This is a genomic window from Methylobacterium sp. M6A4_1b, from assembly GCF_053345175.1.
Map to the genome: position 1 here is coordinate 40,005 of NZ_JBKEZQ010000001.1, position 19,427 is coordinate 59,431.

17 protein-coding genes are annotated in these 19,427 nt (G+C 69.6%); 7 read left to right on the forward strand and 10 right to left on the reverse strand.

The genetic code is table 11. From position 1 onward, the window contains the following. Nucleotides 1-13: 13 nt before the first annotated feature. From ACLBWX_RS00210 to ACLBWX_RS00230, 5 genes are all read right to left on the reverse strand, one after another. Entirely contained in the window at nucleotides 14-310 is a 297-nt protein-coding gene (locus ACLBWX_RS00210) for a hypothetical protein (protein ID WP_447675085.1), read from the reverse strand. A 703-nt stretch (nucleotides 311-1,013) separates the two neighbouring features. After that, nucleotides 1,014-2,216: a pyridoxal phosphate-dependent aminotransferase gene (locus ACLBWX_RS00215; RefSeq protein WP_447675086.1), complete on the reverse strand. Its 1,203-nt coding sequence runs from the start codon at nucleotides 2,214-2,216 to the stop codon at nucleotides 1,014-1,016. Nucleotides 2,217-2,452: 236 nt separating this feature from the next. Next, nucleotides 2,453-3,853, reverse strand: coding sequence for a sulfate adenylyltransferase subunit CysN (gene cysN, locus ACLBWX_RS00220; protein ID WP_447675087.1), 1,401 nt, complete (start codon nucleotides 3,851-3,853; stop codon nucleotides 2,453-2,455). Between the two features lies 1 nt (nucleotide 3,854). Further along, nucleotides 3,855-4,796, reverse strand: coding sequence for a sulfate adenylyltransferase subunit CysD (gene cysD, locus ACLBWX_RS00225; protein ID WP_447675088.1), 942 nt, complete (start codon nucleotides 4,794-4,796; stop codon nucleotides 3,855-3,857). After that, nucleotides 4,793-5,605: a phosphoadenylyl-sulfate reductase gene (locus tag ACLBWX_RS00230; RefSeq protein ID WP_447675089.1), complete on the reverse strand. Its 813-nt coding sequence runs from the start codon at nucleotides 5,603-5,605 to the stop codon at nucleotides 4,793-4,795. Before ACLBWX_RS00230 ends, cysD begins: the two co-directional genes overlap by 4 nt. Before the next feature lie 226 nt (nucleotides 5,606-5,831). Between ACLBWX_RS00230 and ACLBWX_RS00235 the strand changes: the two genes are divergently transcribed. The 5 genes from ACLBWX_RS00235 to ACLBWX_RS00255 all read left to right on the forward strand — a co-directional run bounded on the left by ACLBWX_RS00235 (nucleotide 5,832) and on the right by ACLBWX_RS00255 (nucleotide 11,400). Continuing rightward, nucleotides 5,832-6,338: an Lrp/AsnC family transcriptional regulator gene (locus ACLBWX_RS00235; protein ID WP_447675090.1), complete on the forward strand. Its 507-nt coding sequence runs from the start codon at nucleotides 5,832-5,834 to the stop codon at nucleotides 6,336-6,338. A 109-nt stretch (nucleotides 6,339-6,447) separates the two neighbouring features. Beyond that, a complete protein-coding gene (locus ACLBWX_RS00240) occupies nucleotides 6,448-8,223 on the forward strand; it encodes a diflavin oxidoreductase (protein WP_447675091.1) in 1,776 nt (591 codons plus the stop codon). A 180-nt stretch (nucleotides 8,224-8,403) separates the two neighbouring features. Further along, complete coding sequence (locus tag ACLBWX_RS00245) at nucleotides 8,404-10,209, forward strand: NADPH-dependent assimilatory sulfite reductase hemoprotein subunit (RefSeq protein ID WP_447675092.1); 1,806 nt, start codon at nucleotides 8,404-8,406, stop codon at nucleotides 10,207-10,209. A gap of 226 nt (nucleotides 10,210-10,435) precedes the next feature. Continuing rightward, entirely contained in the window at nucleotides 10,436-10,633 is a 198-nt protein-coding gene (locus ACLBWX_RS00250; protein WP_447675093.1) for a hypothetical protein, read from the forward strand. Between the two features lie 143 nt (nucleotides 10,634-10,776). After that, nucleotides 10,777-11,400: a TetR family transcriptional regulator gene (locus ACLBWX_RS00255; protein WP_447675094.1), complete on the forward strand. Its 624-nt coding sequence runs from the start codon at nucleotides 10,777-10,779 to the stop codon at nucleotides 11,398-11,400. Nucleotides 11,401-11,412: 12 nt separating this feature from the next. Here the strand turns inward: ACLBWX_RS00255 and pyrF are convergent, their stop codons facing one another. From pyrF to ACLBWX_RS00275, 4 genes are all read right to left on the reverse strand, one after another. Then, nucleotides 11,413-12,108 (reverse strand): orotidine-5'-phosphate decarboxylase, encoded by a 696-nt coding sequence (pyrF, locus tag ACLBWX_RS00260; protein ID WP_447675095.1) that lies wholly within the window; start codon nucleotides 12,106-12,108, stop codon nucleotides 11,413-11,415. Between the two features lie 48 nt (nucleotides 12,109-12,156). Then, complete coding sequence (locus tag ACLBWX_RS00265; RefSeq protein WP_447675096.1) at nucleotides 12,157-12,801, reverse strand: uracil-DNA glycosylase family protein; 645 nt, start codon at nucleotides 12,799-12,801, stop codon at nucleotides 12,157-12,159. A gap of 61 nt (nucleotides 12,802-12,862) precedes the next feature. Continuing rightward, the gene (locus tag ACLBWX_RS00270; protein ID WP_447675097.1) at nucleotides 12,863-15,070 is read right to left on the reverse strand and encodes a molybdopterin cofactor-binding domain-containing protein; all 2,208 of its coding nucleotides are present in this window, start codon (nucleotides 15,068-15,070) and stop codon (nucleotides 12,863-12,865) included. Nucleotides 15,071-15,136: 66 nt separating this feature from the next. After that, nucleotides 15,137-15,592 carry a (2Fe-2S)-binding protein gene (locus tag ACLBWX_RS00275; protein ID WP_447675098.1) on the reverse strand — a complete coding sequence of 152 codons (456 nt, stop codon included), beginning with the start codon at nucleotides 15,590-15,592 and terminating at the stop codon, nucleotides 15,137-15,139. A 292-nt stretch (nucleotides 15,593-15,884) separates the two neighbouring features. On the opposite strand from ACLBWX_RS00275, the gene ACLBWX_RS00280 reads away from it, so the two are divergent. Next, nucleotides 15,885-17,420, forward strand: a complete 1,536-nt coding sequence (locus ACLBWX_RS00280) for a sensor histidine kinase (RefSeq protein WP_447675099.1) — start codon at nucleotides 15,885-15,887, stop codon at nucleotides 17,418-17,420. Between the two features lie 5 nt (nucleotides 17,421-17,425). On the opposite strand, the gene cobT is transcribed toward ACLBWX_RS00280, so the two are convergent. Further along, nucleotides 17,426-18,463, reverse strand: a complete 1,038-nt coding sequence (gene cobT / locus ACLBWX_RS00285) for a nicotinate-nucleotide--dimethylbenzimidazole phosphoribosyltransferase (RefSeq protein WP_447675100.1) — start codon at nucleotides 18,461-18,463, stop codon at nucleotides 17,426-17,428. Nucleotides 18,464-18,564: 101 nt separating this feature from the next. Here cobT and cobS point away from each other — a divergent pair, with 101 nt between their 5' ends. Next, complete coding sequence (cobS, locus tag ACLBWX_RS00290) at nucleotides 18,565-19,383, forward strand: adenosylcobinamide-GDP ribazoletransferase (RefSeq protein WP_447675101.1); 819 nt, start codon at nucleotides 18,565-18,567, stop codon at nucleotides 19,381-19,383. Nucleotides 19,384-19,427 lie beyond the last annotated feature (44 nt).

The following is a 19,427-nucleotide window of genomic DNA, read 5'->3' on the forward strand; positions in this document are numbered from 1 at the left end:
CTCACAGGGATGGTCAGCGCTTGACGGCCGTCTGCTGGACCTTGGCCTTCTCCGGGGACGCGCCGGCGAAGAGTTCCGAGAGATGGCGCTGATCCAGGGTCCTGGCAAAATCTGGAGCAGGCTCGGCGATCACGGCGGGCTCGGCCCGACGCGGCGTGATCGATCCGGTTGTGACGGGGTCGGCGAAGTCCGCCTGAGCGCGGACCGAGGGGGTCGGCTCGCGCTGCAGGCGCAAGGTCCAGTGAGCGGCGGTGGAGAGCGCGGCGACCGCGAGGATCGCCTTGATGCCACCCGTCAGGAGGCGTCTCATAGTGGTCAGGCCCGAAACTACGCAGTGGCACGCGACCGGTTCCCCGGCCGGCTCCTACACTTGCCGAGGATCCTTAACGACCGTGATCGGGATGCCGCTCGGCCTCCGTCCCGCGATGGGACGCAGCCGATGAGGTGGGCCATGCGCCAAGGCAGCGGTTCCTGTTCCCCGCGTCCGTGACACGCCTGTCGCAACCCGGCCCACTAGGCCTCACAGGAGCCACGCAGAGAACTGGTCCGCACGGTCCCGTCACGACAAGCCCCGCCACCATGCCAAGCCCGAGAGGGTTCGCGAAACCATCGGGCGCCTCGGCAGCAGGGACCGCCGATGTAGGCGGCGCAGGCTGAGCCGGCAACCGGCATCGTCCGCGTCATTCCGGCTGCGACGATCCGCACGCTGCCGCGAAGGCCCGGAGGGCGGACACCTCGTCCGCCTCGTCCGGGCCAAACCGGCGGCATCGGTTTCGGTCATGCCGGCCGCGAGCGCCCGAGCCCGGGTCGCCGGGATGCGGCCGTCGAGGATGGTCAGGACCTCGGCGCCGTTCTCGGTGAGACGGGCCGCGAGGGCGCTCCCCATAGCCCCGGCGGCCAGGATGGCGATCGTCGTCATGGCTCCGACCCTCACGAAACGCGAACGACCGCGCCGCGGCTCTCGGCCAGGGCGCGGTCGTTCGACGGACGCAAGGGCCGGGCCCGGCTGGGCTTCAGCTCAAGGAACCGCAGAAGCGCTGGATGCGTGTGCAGGCTTCCTCGAGGGCGGAGTTCGAGGTGGCATAGGAGATGCGCAGGTTGGGGCCGAGGCCGAAGGCCGAACCGTGGACGGCGGCGACGCCCTCGGCCTGGAGCAGCTCGACCACGAAGTCTTCGTCGGTCTCGATGGTCTTGCCGGCCGGAGTCCTGCGCCCGATGGTCTCGGCGCAGGACGGATAGACGTAGAAGGCGCCCTCGGGCGTCGGGCACTTCAGGCCCTTGGTCTGGTTCAGCATCGACACGACGAGGTCGCGCCGGGTGTGGAAGGCCTTGCGGAACTCGGCGAGATGCGCCTGCGTCCCCTCGAGGGCCGCCACCGCGGCCCATTGCGAGATCGTCGAGGCGCCCGAGGTCTGCTGGCCCTGGACGAAGTCCATCGCCTTGATCAGGTGCTCGGGGCCGGCGGCGTATCCGATGCGCCAGCCGGTCATCGCGTAGGCCTTGGAGACGCCGTTCATCGTCAAGGTGCGCTCGTAGAGGCCGGGCTCGATCTGGGCCGGGGTGACGAATTCGAAGTCGCCGTAGGTCAGGTGTTCGTACATGTCGTCGGTGAGCACCCAGACATGCGGATGGCGCATCAGCACGTCGGTGATCTTCTTGAGCTCGGCACGAGCATAGGCCGCGCCGGAGGGGTTCGACGGCGAGTTGAGGATGATCCACTTGGTCTTGGGGGTGATCACCCGCTCGAGCTCCTCGGGCTGGAGCTTGAAGTCATGCGCCATGTCGGTCTCGGCGAACACCGGGGTGCCGCCGCACAGCACCACCATCTCCGGGTAGGAAACCCAGTAGGGACGCGGGATCACCACCTCGTCGCCGGGGTTCAGCGTGGCGAGGAGCGCGTTGTAGATGACGTGCTTGCCGCCGGTGCCGACGATCGTCTGCGAGGGCTTGTAGTCGAGCCCGTTCTCGCGCTTGAACTTCTTCGCGATGGCCTCGCGTAAGGGGACGATGCCGGAGACGGGCGGATACTTGGTCTCGCCGCGCCGGATCGCCTCGATGGCCGCATCCTTGATGTGCTGGGGCGTGTCAAAATCCGGCTCCCCGACGGAGAGGCTGATCACGTCCATGCCCTGCGCTTTCAGCTCGCGCGCCTTCTGCGTCATCGCGATGGTCGCGGACGGCTTCACGCGGGACAAGGCGTCGGCCAGAAAGCCCATGGGTGGTCACTCCCGTATATTTACGAAGGTCGGATCGAGCGGCGCGGACCCTAGTCGCGCCGCCGCGGACGGGCAAGGGAGACCTTCCGTTGCTGCTTCGATACCCCCTGCGACCTGGCCCTGCGACCCGGCAACGGCTTGCGGCGAACGCAAACCGCCGCGGCTCCAGGGAAGCCGCGGCGGCCAGGCCGTCGATGGTGGTCTCGCCCGGCCCCGTCCGGCCGGGTCCGGAATCGTCAGATCCCGCCAAAGACCCAGCGCAGCTTCGACAGGAAACCGCCGCCGGAGCGCTTCTCGCGCACCTCCGCGGGCTCGTCCTTGACCGCGGCCGCCGCGGCATCGGCCTGGATCAGGCCGAGGGCCGCCGTGTCGGTGGTCTCGCGATCGATCAGGATGAAGCCGCCGGTGTCGCGGTTCCGCGTGTAGGCATCCACCGCAACCGCCCGGTCGAGGGTCAGGGTGACGTCGGCGATGTCGTTGGCGGTGAGGCGCGCGGCCGGCTCGGGATTGCCGGTCTCGGGATCGATCCGGGTCCGGATCGTGGACACGACGGCGTTCACCGTCACGGTCCCGATCTTGGCGAGCAGAGTGGCGCCGGGCAGCAATTCGGTCTCGGCCGCCCAGAACAGGCGGGCGTCCAGGCTGTCCGTCACCCGCATCGGGGCATCGGCGGTGACGATCACCGAGCCGCGTGAGGCGTCGATCTCGTCGGCCAGCACCAGGGTGACCGACTGGCCCTCCACCGCATGAGCGAGGTCGCCGTCGGCGGTGAAGATCCGGGCGATCTTGGAGGTCCGGCCCGAGGGCTCGACGATCACGGCGTCGCCGGGGGCCACGCGGCCGCTGGCGACAAGTCCGGAAAAGCCCCGGAAATCCGAGTTCGGCCGGTTGACCCACTGCACCGCCATGCGGAACGGGGCGGCCTGCTCCTCGACGCGGACCGGGACCTCTTCGAGATACTGCAACAGCGGCGTGCCGGTGTACCAGGGCGCCGCGGCGCCCGGCAGCACGACGTTGTCGCCGTTCTTGGCCGAGAGCGGGATCGCCCGGACCTCGGTGAAGCCGAGGGGCGCGGCGAAGTCCTTGAACGCGGCCAGCAGCTCCTCGAAGCGGGTCTCGGACCAGCCGACGAGATCCATCTTGTTCACCGCGAGGGCCACGCGCTTGATGCCCAGCAGCGAGACGAGGAGCGCGTGCCGCCGGGTCTGCCGGGTCAGGCCCTGGCGGGCATCCACCAGGATCACCGCCACGTCAGCCGTGGAGGCGCCCGTGGCCATGTTGCGGGTGTACTGCTCGTGGCCGGGGGTGTCGGCGACGATGAAGGAGCGCTTGTCCGTGGAGAAGAAGCGATAGGCGACGTCGATGGTGATGCCCTGCTCGCGCTCGGCCTGGAGGCCGTCGACGAGGAGCGCCAGATCGATCTCGGCGCCCTGCGTCCCGTGCTTGCGCGAGTCGCGCTGCAGCGCCGTCACCTGATCGTCGAAGATCTGCTTGGTGTCGTGCAGCAGGCGGCCGATTAGCGTCGACTTGCCGTCGTCGACGGAGCCGCAGGTGATGAAACGCAGGACCTCCTTGTTCTGGTGCGCGGACAGGAAGGCGTCGTAGCCGAAGGTCTCGGGTGACTGATGGATCGTCATCTTAGAAGTAGCCCTCCTGCTTCTTGCGCTCCATGGCGCCCGCGCCGTCCTTGTCGATGACCCGGCCCTGTCGCTCCGAGGTTCGGGCGGCCAGCGTCTCGCCGATGATCTCCGGCAGGGTCGCGGCGTCGCTCTCGACGGCCCCGGTCAGGGGATAGTCGCCAAGCGTCCGGAATCTGACCGTCACCTCCTTCGGCGTCTCGCCCGGGTTCAGCGGGAAGCGGTCGTCGTCGACCATGATGAGCTGGCCGTCGCGCTCCACCACCGGACGCGGCTTGGCGAAGTAGAGCGGCACGATCGGGATCTGCTCCTGCTCGATGTAGAGCCAGACGTCGAGTTCGGTCCAATTCGAGAGCGGGAACACGCGGAGCGACTCACCGCGCTTCTTCTTCATGTTGTAGAGGTGCCAGGGTTCGGCGCGCTGGCGCTTCGGATCCCAGCGGTGCTGCGCCGTGCGCAGGGAGACGATGCGCTCCTTGGCTCGGCTCGCCTCCTCGTCGCGCCGGGCGCCGCCGAAGGCCGCGTCGAACTTGTGCTTGTCGAGGGCCTGGCGCAGCGCCTGGGTCTTCATGACGTCGGTGTGCACTTCCGAGCCGTGGCTCACCGGACCGATGCCGCGGGCGAGCCCGTCCTGGTTGGTGTGCACGATGAGGTCGAGGCCGAGCTCCTTCGCGCGCCGATCGCGGAAGGCGATCATCTCCTTGAACTTCCAGGTGGTGTCGATGTGCATGAGCGGGAACGGCAGGCGCCCCGGCGCGAAGGCCTTCAGCGCCAGGTGCAGCAGCACCGACGAATCCTTGCCGATGGAATAGAGCATCACCGGGTTCTCGGTCTCGGCGACCGTCTCCCGCATGATGTGGATGCTCTCGGCTTCCAGGCGCTGAAGGTGGGTGAGCCGCTCGGACCGGCTCGCCGCGTGGGTGGTGAGGGGGGCGGCGCTCATCGGGCCATCTCCAGGGTGTTGGCGTGTTGGGTCGTTTCGAAGGCGGCAGCTTCCCGGCCGGGCGCGACGTTCCCGTCCGGCGCGTGCAGGTCCGAGGTCTGGACGTGCAGGCCGCATTCCTTCTTGGAGGCCTGCTCCCACCACCAGCGGCCGGCGCGCTCGTCCTCGCCCACCCGGATCGCCCGGGTGCAGGGCGCGCAGCCGATCGACGGAAAGCCGCGGTCGTGCAGCACGTTGTAGGGAACGTAGTTCTCAAGGACGAAGCGCTCGACGTCGGCGCGGGACCAGTCGGCCAGCGGGTTGATCTTGATCAGCCCGCGCGCTTCGTCGGCCTCGGCCAGCGGCGTGTCGGCGCGGTTGGCCGACTGCCCGGCCCGCAGGCCCGTGAGCCAGCCGGCGGCCCCCGCGAGGGCGCGTCCCAGCGGCTCGACCTTGCGGAAGCCGCAGCAGGCCTGGCGCGCGGCGACCGAATGACGGAACCCGTTAATGCCGGACTCGACCACGAAGCGCTCCTCGGCCTCGCGCTCGGGCGCATAGGCGCGGATTCGGATGCCGTAGGCGGATTCGGTCTCCGTCCAGGTGTCGTAGGTCTCGGGGTAGAGGCGGCCCGTATCGAGGGTGACGATCTCGGTGCGGCCCTTGTGCATCGCCACCGCGTGGGTGAGCGCCTGATCCTCGATGCCGAGGCTGGTGGTGAAGACCAGGCGACCCGGTACGGTCGCCTCGATGCGCGCGATGCGACCCTTGAGGTCGAGGCCGGCCATTGCGGAGGCCAGGTCCCGCGCCGCCTTATCCAGTTGAGAGGTCATGGGAGACTTTGCGAAGTGACTTGTCTGCGCCCTGAAATGTTCGCTATAACGAACGCTGTCAAGGCATGGCGGCCATCCGCGCGGGGCATTCCCCATCCGCGAACACCGTCTTGCCGCAACGGGCATGGACTGATTTCCGTTGCCCGGCGAAGAAAATTCCATTTGGCCGGCCGCCGCAACGTGCTCCCCCGCACGTCGGCCCGGCTCACGAACCCGCGAGGCCAGCTTGGATTCGATCGACCTGAAGATCCTGGCGCTGCTGCAGCACGACGCCACCCTGTCCATCGCCACCATCGGCGAGAAGGTCGGCCTGTCGCAGACGCCGTGCTGGAAGCGCATCCAGCGCCTAGAGGCCGACGGCGTCATCGACCGGCGCGTGGCCGTTCTCGACCCGGTGAAACTCGGCCTCGGGCTCACCGTATTCGTCTCCATCGAGACGGCGGATCACTCGCGCGAGTGGCTGGAACGCTTTGCCGAGACCGTCTCGGCGATGCCGGAGGTCCTCGAGTTCTATCGCATGGCCGGCGACGTGGATTACATGCTCCGCGTCGTCGTCGCCGATATGCGCGCCTACGATACGTTCTATAAGCACCTCATCGCGACCTTGCCGCTCAAGAACGTGACCTCCCGGTTCGCGATGGAAAAGGTCAAGTCCACCACGGCCCTGCCCCTTCCGGCCCCACCCGCCAGCGGACGCTTCACGCCGACGCTGTCGGTGGTCGCAGGGGAATAAAATTCTCTTTTGCACTGCACACGCAGGCAGCTCCTTCTACCGTGACGTCGTTCTGTAAAACGGACAACCCCGTTGACAGCCGGCCTCTCAGGACGACATGGCTTCCCACATGGCACGACACGCGATCATCCCCCGCACGGCTCCCTTCGGCGACACCGAACGCGCGAGCCTCGACGCCGTCCTCGGCGCGGCCTCCCCGATTCAGCGCGCCTGGCTCGCCGGCTTCCTCGCCGGCCTCGACGCCAGCGGCGCCCCGCAGGCCGCCGCCGTTCCGGCCGCGCCGCCGAAGGCGGCCGAGCCGCTGACCATCCTGTTCGCGAGCGAATCCGGGAACTCCGAGAAGCTCGCCGGCGACATGGCCAAGCTCGCCCGCAAGAACGGCTTCAAGCCGAAGATCGTCGACTTCGCCGATCTCGAGATCGCCAGCCTCGCCAAGGAGAAGCGCATCGTCGCCATCGCGGCGACCTGGGGCGAGGGCGAGCCGCCGGCCCGGGCCGTGCGCGCCTACAACGAGCTGATGGCCGACGGCGCCCCGCGCCTCGATGGCGTGACCTTCGGCGTGCTGTCGCTGGGCGACACCTCCTACGCGGAGTTCTGCGCCATCGGGAAGGCACTGGACGCCCGCTTCGAAGCCCTGGGCGGCACCCGTGCCCACGAACGCGCCGACCTCGACCTCGATTTCGAGACGCCGGCCGCCGCCTGGATCAAGGACACCCTCAAGGCCCTGGCTCCGCCGCCGAGCGCCGACAACGTGGTGGCGGTGGACTTCGCCGCCCGCGCCGCCGGTGATGAGGACGAGGAGGCCGAGCCCAGCCGCGAGCCCCGGGTCGTCGAGGTCATCGACCACGTCAACCTGAATTCGTCGCGCTCCGACAAGGAGACGATCCACCTCGCCCTCGAATTCGAGGACGGGGCGCCCGCCTACGAGCCCGGCGATTCGCTGGAGATCTATCCGGAGAACGACCCGGCCCTGGTGGACGAGATCCTGACCGCCACCGGGCTGTCCGGCGACGCGGCCCTGCGCCAGGCGCTGCTGGCCGAGCGCGACATCACCACCCTGTCGGCCACCACGGTCGAGCGCTTCGTCAAGGCGACGGGCCACGCCGAGGCGCAGACGCTGGTCGACGGCGGCGAGCTGCGCGCCTGGATCGATGGCCGCCACCTCATCGACCTCATCACCGCCTATCCGGCGACGCTCACGGCCGAGCACCTCACCACCATCACCCGGCCCCTGCCGCCGCGGGCCTATTCCATCGCATCCTCGCGCAAGGAAGTGGGCGACGAGGTCCACCTCGTGATCGCGGCGGTGCGCTACGAGACCCATGGCCGGGCGCGCAGCGGCGTCGCCTCGACCCACGTGGCCGACCGCATCAGGAACGGCGCCAAGCTGCGGGTGAAGCTGAAGCCCAACCGCCACTTCCGCCTGCCGCAGGACCCGGCCACCGACATCATCATGGTCGGCCCCGGCACCGGCGTCGCGCCGTTCCGCGCCTTCGTGCAGGAGCGCCGCGCCGTCGAGGCCCCCGGCCGTTCGTGGCTGTTCTTCGGCGACCGGCACTTCACGCACGACTTCCTGTACCAGCTCGAATGGCAGGAGGCCTTGGAGGACGGGTCGCTCACGCAGATCGACGTGGCCTTCTCGCGCGACCAGCCCGAGAAGATCTATGTGCAGGACCGGATCGCCCAGCATGCCAAGGAGGTCGTCGCCTGGCTCGACGGCGGCGCCAGCTTCTACGTCTGCGGCGATGCCACCCGGATGGCCAAGGACGTGCGGGGCGCCGTGGTGAAGGCCTTCCAGGACGTGAAGGCGCTCAGCCCCGCCGACGCCGAGGCCGCCGTCGCCGCCCTGGAGCGCGCGCACCGCTACCAGCAGGACGTCTACTAGGACGCAACGCCGAACCCCCCCCCCCTCTGCGGGGGAGGGTGCCTCGCGGAGCGAGGCGGGAGAGGGGAAACCCTTTTTGGAGATGGCGCTCCCCTCACCCGACCCGCCGACGCGGGCCACCCTCCCCGCAGAGGGGAGAGGGAACGCCCCGACGGCACATCGAACACGCGAACGAACCGGATGCCCGCCATGGCCGACAAGACCACTCCCCGCACCTACGAGACCCCGCCCACCGACCGCCCGATCTCGGACGCGGAAGCGGCGCGCGCGGCGGGTCTCGCCGCGAACGAACACATCAAGATCGCCAGCGGCTACCTGCGCGGCACCCTCGCGGACGGCCTCCTGAAGCACGCGACCGGAGCCATCTCCGAGGATGACGGACAGCTCGTGAAGTTCCACGGGATGTACCTGCAGGACGACCGCGACATCCGGGCCGAGCGCACCAAGAAAAAGCTCGAGAAAGCCTTCAGCTTCATGATCCGCCTGCGCATCGCCGGCGGCGTCGTCACCCCTAAGCAGTGGCTGGCGCTGGACGAGATCGCCACGACCTATGCGGGCGGCGCCCTGCGGGCGACCACGCGCCAGACCTTCCAGTATCACGGCGTCATCAAGTCGAACCTCAAGCGCACGATGGCGGCCATCGACGCGACGCTGCTGGACACCATCGCGGCCTGCGGCGACGTCAACCGCAACGTGATGGCGGCGACGAACCCGGCCCAGACCGGCGCTCACAAGGCCGCCTATCAGCTCGCCAAGGACATCTCGGATTCGCTCCTGCCCAAGACCAGCGCCTGGCGCGAGATCTGGCTCGACGGCGAGCGCGTGGTCGGCGGCGAGGACGCGGCCGAGATCGAGCCGGTCTACGGCAAGACCTACCTGCCCCGGAAGTTCAAGACCGTGGTCGCGGTGCCCCCCTCGAACGAGGTCGACATCTTCGCCCACGACCTCGGCTTCATCGCCATCCTGGACAAGAAGGGCAATGTCACGGGCTGGAACGTCACGGTCGGCGGCGGCATGGGCATGACCCACGGCGAGACCGACACCTTCCCGCGCACCGCGGACGTGATGTGCTTCGTGAAGCCCGAGGACGCCCTGAAGGCGGCCGAGGCCGTGATGACGGTCCAGCGCGACTGGGGCAACCGCAAGGTCCGCAAGAACGCCCGCCTGAAATACACCATCGAGCGCTACGGTCTGGCCGCCTTCCGGGCCGAGGTCGAGAAGCGCGTCGGCAAGCCGCTGGCCGATCCGAAGCCCTTCACCTTCACGGGCAACGGCGACCGCTACGGCTGGACCGAGGGCGACGACGGGCGCCACCACCTGACGCTCTACGTCGCCTCGGGCCGGATCAAGGACTACGAGCACGGCCCGCAGCTGCTGACCGGCCTGCGCCGGATCGCCGAGATTCACGACGGCGACTTCCGCCTGACCGGAAACCAGAACGTCATCATCGCCAACGTGCCGGCCGAGAAGCGCGTCGAGATCGAGGCGCTGGTCGACCAGTACGGCATGATGAAGGGCGCGAGCGCGCTGCGCCGCAATTCCATGGCCTGCGTCGCCCTGCCGACCTGTGGCCTGGCGCTGGCCGAGAGCGAGCGCTACCTGCCGAGCCTGATGGACGAGCTGGAGGCGAGCCTCGCCTCCCACGGCCTGCAGGACGACGAGATCACCATCCGGATGACTGGCTGCCCCAACGGCTGCGCCCGGCCCTTCATCGCCGAGATCGGTTTCGTCGGACGCGGCCCCGAGCGCTACCACCTCTATCTGGGTGCGGCCTTCGACGGCTCGCGCCTCGGCAAGCTCTACGCCGAGGACGTGACCGCCCCGGAGATCAAGACCATCCTCGACCCGCTCTTCGCGGTCTATGCCCGGAACAAGCAGCCCGGCGAGCGGTTCGGCGATTACCTGATCCGCGACGGCTACGTCACCCGGACGATCAACGGTCCGGATTTCCACGAGAGCACGGGCGCTCTGAAGAGTGCCGCCTGAACGCGGATCGACCGGAATGCGCGCCGCCGGAGGACCAAGGGTCCTTCGGCGGCCACGTTCATGTGCCTGGCGGCAATCCCCTCAAGAGAAGAACAGTTGCGCCGCACCATCACGGCGTGCGGCGCAATGGCAATGAAGTCTAACGGTCAAGCTCGAACTTCGTTAAGTCGGAGCGCAACCGTTTCCGCCTCGGCCCGTTGTCTGCAGAGACCGCCGGGAGCGCGCCATGGCCAAGCATGAGATCCTGAACTTCTTCGAACATCGGCGCGACGGCGCCTGGATCTGCGTGAAGCCGTTCACGTTGACGACCAAGAACAGCAGCGTCGACATTCGCCAGGGCATGCGCTTCGATTACGGCAAGCGGATTGGCGGCGTCGATCTGGCCGAGTACCTGGAGCAATTGGGCTCGCAATTCGGATCCTGAATTCTTTCGATCCGGATCGGGTGCTATCTTTTTCGGCGTTGCGAGGCGTCGGGTCTCGTGTCGTTTCGGCATGTCGCCGGTAGCGAACGGCACGGTACGGCGCTTTCTTTGACGTCGGCGTGGCAACAGCCTAGTTTAGCGCCATGACCCCTGCAGCGGCCATCGTCCGCGAAATTTCCGAAGAGTCTGCCCCGACCACGCGCTGCCGCATCCTCGCGACGGCGGAGGAGGCCTTTCGGCGGATCGGCTATCAGAAGACCACCGTCGCCGACATCGCCAAGACCCTGCGGATGAGTCCCGCCAACGTGTATCGTTTCTTCGAATCGAAGAAGGCGATCCACGAGGCGGTGATCCAGCGCCTGATGGCCGACACCGAGCAGCGGGTGGCCCTCGCGGCCGCGGCGCCGGGCCGGAACGCGGCCCAGCGCATCGCGGGCGTTATCACGGTGATCCATCAGGCCTGCGTCGAGCGCTGCGAAGCCAATCCCCGCCTTCACGAGATGGTCGAGGCGGCCATCACCGAGAGCTGGGACGTCTGCCGCGCCCATGTCGACGCGATCGGCTCGGTTCTGCGCCGGCTGGTTCAGGAGGGCGTCGATGCCGGCGAGTTCGAGGTCGCCGATCCGGCGATCGCGGCGGCCTGCATCCATACCGGCGTCATCCGGTACTGCCACCCGGTCCTGGTCAGCCATTACCCCGATGCGGGCGCTCCGCCCATCAGCGCGATGATCGACTTCCTGCTCGGAGGCCTGCGCCGCAAGGGCTGACGCGCACGATCCTCAGCGCATCTCCGCGACGATGCCCTGGGCCACCGCGCGGGGGTCCACCGCCTGAGTGATCGGGCGGCCGACGACGACGTGATCGATTCCGATCCGCCGTGCCGCGCCGGGCGTCATCACCCGCTTCTGATCCCCCGCCTCGGTGCCGGCCGGCCGGATGCCCGGGGTGACGATGGCACGGTCCGCCCCGATGCGGGCGCGCACCGCCTGTGCCTCGGCAGCGCTGCAGACGATCCCGTCGATGCCGGCCTCCGCCGCCTGGCCGGCGCGCCGGGCCACGAGATCGACCACCGGCAGGGCATAGCCGGCCTCGGCCGCGTCCGTGTCGTCGTAGGAGGTCAGGACCGTCACGGCGAGGATCTTCGGGCCGTTCGCTCCCCGCCCCCGGATCGCCGCCCGCATGGTCTGCGGATAGGCGTGGACGGTGAGGAAGGTGGCGCCGAGGTCGGTGAGCGCGCGCACACCCTCCTCCACGGTGTTGCCGATGTCGTGAAGCTTGAGGTCGAGGAAGACCTTGCGACCCGAGGCGGCCAGGCGCGGCACCAGGGCGAGCCCGCCCGAATAGGCCAGGCGGTAGCCGATCTTGTAGAAGGTCGCGGCATCGCCGATCCGGTCGACGAGGCGCTCGGCCTCGTCCACGGTCGCCACGTCGAGGGCGACGATCAGGCGGTCGCGCGGGTCCAGCATTTCGGTCATGAATGTCTCCGTCTCCGCGGCGAGCGATCCCGCGCGGGACCGCGCCTGTCAACGGGGCGCCATCGCCCGAGTCACCTCCGCCTTGAGGACGGGCAGCAATTCGGCCTCGTACCAGGGATTGGCCTTGAGCCAGCCGCTGTTGCGCCAGGAGGGATGGGGCAGCGGCAGCACCCGCGGCGTGCGGGGGCTCGCCAGGATCTCGCGCCAGCGCCGCACGGTGTCGGTGAGACCGGCCTTGGAGCGGCCGAGGTGCCAGGCCTGCGCGTATTGCCCGATCACCAGGATCAGTTCGAGGTCGGGCAATCCGGCGAACAGCTCCGCTCGCCAGCGCTCGGCACATTCGCGGCGCGGGGGCTTGTCGCCCCCCTTTGCGTCGTAGCCGGGAAAGCAGGCCCCCATCGGCACGATGGCGAGGCGGCTCGCATCGTAGAACGCCACCTCGTCGAGGCCGAGCCAGTCCCGCAGGCGGGTGCCCGAGGGGTCCATGAAGGGGATGCCGCTCTTGTCCGCCCGGTTGCCGGGAGCCTGGCTCGCGACGCAGAGCCGAGCCGAGCCGAGGCCCTGGACGATGGGGCGCGGCTCCTGCGGAAGGGGCGCGCCGTAGAGCGGCGCGTCCCGGCAGATCCGGCAGGCGCGTAAGCGCGCCACGGTGGCATCGAAGGGGGTTTTGGCCGGTTTGATCTCGGAGAGCATGATGCCCTCCGAGATAGGCGGCGGCGCCTCCGCGGACGAGGGGCCCTGTCGTCGCTCCGTCTCAGGCGCCCTTGAGGCCGCTGAGGTCGAGGGGCAGCGAGCGCAGGCGCTGGCCGGTGGCGGCGAAGATCGCGTTCGAGATCGCCGGGGCGATCACCGGGACACCGGGCTCGCCGATGCCGGTGGGCGCGGCGGTGGAGGGCACGATGTGGACTTCGACCACCGGCATCTCGCTCATGCGGGTCGGCTCGTAGGCGTCGAAGTTCTTCTCCTGCACCACGCCGTCCTTGAGCGTGATCTTGTTGCGCAGGACCGAGGACAGGGCGAAGCCCACGGCGCCCTCGACCTGGGCGCGGATCACGTCGGGGTTGACCGCGACGCCGACATCCACGGCCGCCACGATGCGGTTCACCTTCACCTTGGCGTCCTCGGCCGTCACGTCCGCCACCATGGCGACGTAGGAGCCGAAGGATTCGTGCGCCGCGACGCCGAGGCCACGATTCTTGTCGGCGACCTTCTTCGGATCCCAGCCGGCTTTCTCGGCGGCGAGCTTCAGGGTGGCGGAGAGGCGCGGGGCGCCCCCCAGCAGCCCGAGGCGATAAGCGACCGGATCGGCGCCGGCCGCGTGGGCGAGCTCGTCGATGAACACCTCCATCGCCTGGGCGGTGTGGGTGTGGCCGACCGAGCGCCACCACAGCACCGGCACGCCCTCGCGGGCATTGTGGACCTCGAAGCGGTAGGCGGGCAGCGCGTAGGGCGTGTCGGAGGCGCCCTCCACGGTGGTCGCGTCGATGCCGTCCTTCACGATCATGGTCTCGAAGGCGGTGCCGATCATGATCGACTTGCCGATGGTCCGGTGTTCCCAGCCGGTGATCCCGCCCTTGGCGTCGAGGCCGGCGCGCAGGCGATGAACCACCATCGGCCGGTAGAAGCCGCCGGCCATGTCGTCCTCGCGGGTCCAGACGAGGTGGACCGGGGCCTTGCCGCCGGTCGCGCGGACGATGGAAGCGGTCTCGGCGAAGTAGTCGGCGCTCGGCGTCGCGCGCCGTCCGAATGAGCCGCCGGCCCACTGCGTGTGCAGCCGGACCTTGTCCGTCGTCACCCCGAGATTGGCGGCCACGACCGCCTGCTCGATCGTCTGCAGCTGGCAGCCGGCGAAGACGTCGTAGGTGCCGTCCGAGGCCTTCTCGATGGTGGCGTTGAGGGGCTCCATCGCCGCGTGGGCGAGATAGGGAAAGGTGAACTCGGCCTCCAGCACCTTGGCAGAGCCGGCGATCGCGCCGGCGGCATCACCCTTCTTGGCGGCGACGAGGCCCGGCGTCTCGAGGCGCTTCCGGTGATCGGCCAGGATCGCGTCGGACGAGCGCGTCTCGGCCGCGCTGTCGTCCCAGGTGACCTTGAGCGCGTCCCGGCCCTTTATGGCCGACCACGTATCCTTGGCGAGGACGGCGACGCCGGTGGGGATCGTCACCACGTCGACCACACCGGCCACCGCGCGGGCAGCCGTGTCGTCGACCTGTCTCACGGTGCCTCCAAAGCGCGGCGAATGGGCCACCACCGCCGTCAGCTGACCGGGGCGGCGAATGTCGAGGGAGTAGATCGCCGTACCGTCGGTCTTGGACACCGAATCGACGCGCGGCCCCTTCTTGCCGATGAGGGTGAACGCGCTCGCCTCCTTGAGGCGCGGCTCCTTCGGCACCGGCTGGGCGGCGGCGGCTTCGGCCAGTTCGCCGAAGCGGGCCTGTCGGTTCGAAGCCGCATGGCGCACCGTCCCGGATTCGACCGTGATCTCGGAGGCCGGAACCTTCCACCGCTCGGCCGCCGCCGCCACCAGCATGGCGCGGGCCGCCGCGCCGGCCTTGCGCAGCTGGACCCAGGAATTGGCGATGGCGGTGGAGCCGCCGGTGCCCTGGACGGGGCCGAAAGCAAAGTTGTTGTAGAGCGTGGCATCGGCCGGCGCGAAGGTCGTGCGGATGGTGGCCCAGTCCGCGTCGAGTTCGTCGGCCAGGATGGTGGCGAGGCCGGTGGTGTTGCCCTGGCCCATGTCGAGGTGCTTGATCACCACCGTCACGGTGTCGTCGGCGGCGATCCGCACGAAGGCGTTCGGCATCGGCGGCAGGCCCGAGAGGTCGGGGCCGGCGGCGGCCTGGGCGAACTTCGCCGGATCGAGGGTGAAGCCGACGACGAGCGCCCCGGCGGCCACGGTGGCGCCGCCCAGGAAGGCGCGGCGGGATGGCACGGGCGGGGTGGCCTGACGGACCTTCAGCATGGGTGGCTCCAGTGCAGACGCGCGATTCGGAAAACGACGGGTTTCGTTGGCGAGACGGGCCGGGGCTCAGGCGAGGGTTCGCGCCGCCTCGTGGATCGCCGCGCGGATGCGCTGGTAGGTGCCGCAGCGGCAGACGTTGCCGTCCATGGCGCCGTCGATGTCGGCATCGGTCGGCTTCGGGTTCTCGGACAGGAGCCCGATCGCAGACATGATCTGGCCGGACTGGCAGTAGCCGCACTGGACGACGTCGAGGCCGCGCCAGGCCGTGCGCACCGCCTCGGCGACCTTGCCGGAGACACCCTCGATGGTGGTGATCTTGGCCGTGCCGATATCCCCGATGCGGGTCTGGCAGGCGCGGACGGGCTGACCGTCGAGATGGACCGTGCAGGCGCCGCACTGGGCGATGCCGCAGCCATATTTGGTGCCGGTCTTGTCGAGGTGGTCGCGCAAGGCCCAGAGGAGCGGCATGTCCGGGTCCGCATCGACCTCGTGGGAGACCCCGTTGACGGTGAGTTTCAGCATCCCGGCCTCCCGATCGCAGTTTGGAACGACGCTAATCGTTGCCGATACGTAACCATGTGCGGAATCACACCCTGGCGGACCGGGTTCCATCCGCACACCGCGAGGCGGTGCCTTCTCGGAACCCCGCGAATTCCTGTTCACGGTCGGGCCGCACGACTCGGATTCGGACAATCTGCCCGGTTCCGGCAGGCGCTTCTTAACAAATCCGGCGCAGTCTCGACGTGGTTGTATCCCGGCCTCTCGGCGGTCCCGATCTCGACCGCGACGCCTCCTCCGACTCCTCAAGACGGTGATGACCGACCTGACTGCCGAGATGATTCAGCGCGGCCGTGGCCCGTCCGCCCAGGAGGCGGCCCGCCGGCGGGAAGTTGCGCGCGACATGCGTTCGGCCCGGGAGAGGCTCACCTCGACGAGCGGGCTGGAACGCGCCTTCGACTACGAGCTCATCCGGGTCTACGCGCAGTATCGCTCGGGCGCGGTCATTCCCCTGGCCCTTCTCGGCCTGGCGGTCGCCGGCATCGCGGCGATCTGGACGCCGACGGCCATCGCTGCGGCCTGGGGCCTCTGCCTCCTGGCGACCGTCACCGTCGCCAAACTCCTCACGCGCCGGTTCCTGGCGCAGGACCCGGGCGCGGTCTCGGTGCGCAGCTGGCGCCGCATCTTCATGGCCTCGGAGTTTCTCCAGAGCACCGCCTGGGCGATGATGGTGCTGGTCGGCGGCTCGGGCGCGCGCACCTTCGTGCTGTTCGGCCTCGTCATCGTGGCGGCCATGGCGACGATGCTCGCCGCGACCCTGCCGGCCGCCGCCGGCGCCGCCCTGGTGCCCCTCTGTATCGCCGCCCTGTCGCTCCTCGCCGTGTCCCAGGACATGAACACGATGATGCTGGTCACCATGGTGGTCGGCGCGCAGCTGTTCTTCCTCGGCCTCGGACGTCGCGTCTACGCCTCCACGGTCGAGGCGCTGCAATCCCATGCGGAGAAGGACTCGATCTTCGGCGAGCTCGAGCAGGCCAAGGCGAATTCCGACGAGGCCCGTCGGCGCGCCGAGGAAGCCAACCTAGCCAAGTCCCGCTTCCTCGCCACCATGAGCCACGAGCTGCGCACGCCGCTCAACGCGATCCTGGGCTTCTCCGAGGTGATGAAGAACGAGGTGTTCGGCGCCCACGTCGCTCCATCGTACAAGGAATACGCCTCCGACATCCACGACAGCGGGATGCATCTCCTCAACCTGATCAACGAGATCCTCGACCTCTCGCGCATCGAGGCGGGGCGCTACGAGCTCAACGAGGAGGCGATCCAGCTCGGCCATGCCGTCGAGGAGTGCCGCCACATGATGGGCCTGCGCGCCCGCGGCAAGAACCAGGTGATCCACGAGTTCATCGACGGAAGCCTGCCCCGGCTCTGGGCCGACGAGCGGGCCCTGCGCCAGATCGTTCTGAACCTTCTGTCGAACGCCGTGAAGTTCACCCCGCCGGGCGGCGAGATCACCATCAAGGTCGGCTGGACCTCGTCGGGCGGCCAGTACGTCAGCGTCAAGGACAGCGGCCCCGGCATTCCCGAGGACGAGATCGGCACCGTGATGTCGTCCTTCGGGCGCGGCTCGCTGGCGATCAAGACGGCCGAACAGGGCTCGGGCCTCGGCCTGCCCATCGTGAAGGGCCTGGTCGACCTGCACGGCGGCAACTTCCAGCTGAAGTCGAAGCCGCGCGAGGGCACCGAGGTCGTGGTGATCTTCCCCGCAAGCCGCGTGATGGAGACCCTGCCGGCGCTGGAAGTGCCGGGCGAGGCCCAGGCCGCGCCCGCCGAGAAGCGCGCCCGCGCCGCCTGAGGGCCTCAGCCGGCGCTGCGTTCCGAGACCCGGGCCTGAGCGAAGGTCGCCATGTCCCGGTGGCAGGCGAGCGCCCCCTTGAGGAGCCCGAGGGCCAGAGCCGCGCCGGAGGCTTCACCGAGACGCATTCCGAGGGCCAGCAGCGGAACGAGGCCAAGACGCTCCAGCACGTCCGCATGCGCGCCCTCCGCCGAGACGTGCCCGGCGAGGCAGTGATCGAGGAGCGTCGGGTCGAGACGGTGCAGGATGGCGGCGGCCGCCGTCGCCACGTAGCCGTCGAGGACGACCGGCACGCGCTGCAGCCGGGCCGCCAGGATCGCCCCCGCCATGGCGGCGATCTCGCGGCCGCCGAGGCGCGCCAGGATCTCCAGGGGATCGTCGAGATGGCCCGCATGGTGCGCCAGGGCCGCCTCGACGGCCGCAACCTTGCGGGCGAGTCCCGCGGCGTCGACCCCCGTGCCGCGCCCGACCCAGTGCGCCGCCTCGCTCCCGTAGAGCGCCGCGTAGATCGCCGCCGCGACGGTGGTGTTGCCGATGCCCATCTCGCCCAGCGCCAGGCAGTCGGTGCCGGCGGCCACCGCCTCCATGCCGAACGCCATGGTGGCGACGCAGGCCTTCTCGTCGAAGGCGGCCCCGGTGGTGATGTCGCCCGTGGGCATGTCGATGGCCAGATCGAACACCTTGAAGCCGAGGCCGTAGGCGGCGCAGATCTGGTTGATCGCACCGCCGCCGGCCGCGAAGTTGTCGAGCATCTGGCGGTTCACCTCCGCCGGGAAGGCCGAGACGCCGTGGGCGACGACGCCGTGGCTGCCGGCGAAGACGCAGACGAGGGGCCGGTCGAGGGTCGGCTGGCCCTTGCCCTGCCAGGCGGCGAGCCAGGAGACGAGGTGCTCCAGACGGCCGAGCGAGCCCGCCGGCTTCGTCAGGGTGGCGTCGCGCTCGGCCACCATCGCCACCGCGTCCCGGTCCGGACCCGGCAGGGACTCGACGAGGCGGCGGATGTCGCTGAACGGCGTCTCGGTGGCAGTCGGCTCGGTCGTCATGAAGCAATTCCGGTGGCCGGCCCGGCGCCAGGATGGCGGGCCGCCCGTCGCGGGAGCTATAACGATCCGGGCACGGGTGGTGAAGGTAAGGCAGGGTCGCGATGAACGAGGAGGCCGAAGCCGCCTTTCCGGGCGCCCGCCTGGCCTACGACCTCGCGGGCTGCCTGCGTTTCTATTCCCGCCTGCCCGTGCCGCCGCTGCCCGGCGAAGGCGACCCGCATGCGGTTCCGGACTTCCGCACCCTCCCGCGGATGCTGCCCCTGGCGGGCTTCCTCCTCGGCCTGCCCGGTGCGGCGGTGCTGCTCGGCGCCTGGGGCCTCGGCCTCGGGCCCTTCCTGGCCGCCGGCCTCGCGGTGACGGCGGGCGTCCTGGTGACGGGAGCCTTGCACGAGGACGGCCTCGCCGACGTCGCCGACGGTTTCGGCGGCGGGACCACGCCGGCCCGGCGCCTGGAGATCATGCGCGACAGCCGCATCGGCGCCTATGGCGGCGTCGCCCTGATGCTGTCCCTGGCCCTGCGGATCGGTGCTTTGGCGACGCTCCTCGACCGGGTCGAGATCCTGGCGGCTCCGGCCCTGCTCCTCGCCGCCGCGCTTTCGCGCAGTGCCGCCCTGGCCCCCCTGGCGCTGCTGCCCCCTGCCCGTCCGGGCGGGGCCGGCGCCGCCGTCGGCCGCCCGAGCAGGCAGACTCTGGCCATTGCCGCTGCCCTGACGCTCGCCGGCGCCGCGTCGACCGTCCTGTTCGGTCTCCCGCTCCCCGGTCTCCTCCTGATGCTCGGGCTGGGCCTCGGTGCGGCCCTCGCGGTCACCGCCCTGGCGCGACGGATGATCGGTGGGCAGACCGGCGACGTCGTCGGGGCCGCGCAACAGGCAGCCGAGATCGCCGCCCTCGTCGGCCTCCTCGCAGCCATCCCCGGCTGAGCGGCGACCGGACTTGATCCGGACGCCATGGCCCTGGCATGGAC

Coding starts and splice junctions, on each gene's coding strand:
- ACLBWX_RS00280 (WP_447675099.1), top strand. CDS start 15,885: ATGACCGACCTGACTGCCGAGATGATTCAGCGCGGCCGTGGCCCGTCC.
- ACLBWX_RS00250 (WP_447675093.1), top strand. CDS start 10,436: ATGGCCAAGCATGAGATCCTGAACTTCTTCGAACATCGGCGCGACGGC.
- ACLBWX_RS00245 (WP_447675092.1), top strand. CDS start 8,404: ATGCCCGCCATGGCCGACAAGACCACTCCCCGCACCTACGAGACCCCG.
- ACLBWX_RS00275 (WP_447675098.1), bottom strand. CDS start 15,592: ATGCTGAAACTCACCGTCAACGGGGTCTCCCACGAGGTCGATGCGGAC.
- cysD (WP_447675088.1), bottom strand. CDS start 4,796: ATGAGCGCCGCCCCCCTCACCACCCACGCGGCGAGCCGGTCCGAGCGG.
- cysN (WP_447675087.1), bottom strand. CDS start 3,853: ATGACGATCCATCAGTCACCCGAGACCTTCGGCTACGACGCCTTCCTG.
- ACLBWX_RS00265 (WP_447675096.1), bottom strand. CDS start 12,801: ATGCTCTCCGAGATCAAACCGGCCAAAACCCCCTTCGATGCCACCGTG.
- ACLBWX_RS00255 (WP_447675094.1), top strand. CDS start 10,777: ATGACCCCTGCAGCGGCCATCGTCCGCGAAATTTCCGAAGAGTCTGCC.
- pyrF (WP_447675095.1), bottom strand. CDS start 12,108: ATGACCGAAATGCTGGACCCGCGCGACCGCCTGATCGTCGCCCTCGAC.
- ACLBWX_RS00215 (WP_447675086.1), bottom strand. CDS start 2,216: ATGGGCTTTCTGGCCGACGCCTTGTCCCGCGTGAAGCCGTCCGCGACC.
- ACLBWX_RS00270 (WP_447675097.1), bottom strand. CDS start 15,070: ATGCTGAAGGTCCGTCAGGCCACCCCGCCCGTGCCATCCCGCCGCGCC.
- ACLBWX_RS00230 (WP_447675089.1), bottom strand. CDS start 5,605: ATGACCTCTCAACTGGATAAGGCGGCGCGGGACCTGGCCTCCGCAATG.
- cobT (WP_447675100.1), bottom strand. CDS start 18,463: ATGACGACCGAGCCGACTGCCACCGAGACGCCGTTCAGCGACATCCGC.
- ACLBWX_RS00210 (WP_447675085.1), bottom strand. CDS start 310: ATGAGACGCCTCCTGACGGGTGGCATCAAGGCGATCCTCGCGGTCGCC.
- ACLBWX_RS00240 (WP_447675091.1), top strand. CDS start 6,448: ATGGCACGACACGCGATCATCCCCCGCACGGCTCCCTTCGGCGACACC.
- cobS (WP_447675101.1), top strand. CDS start 18,565: ATGAACGAGGAGGCCGAAGCCGCCTTTCCGGGCGCCCGCCTGGCCTAC.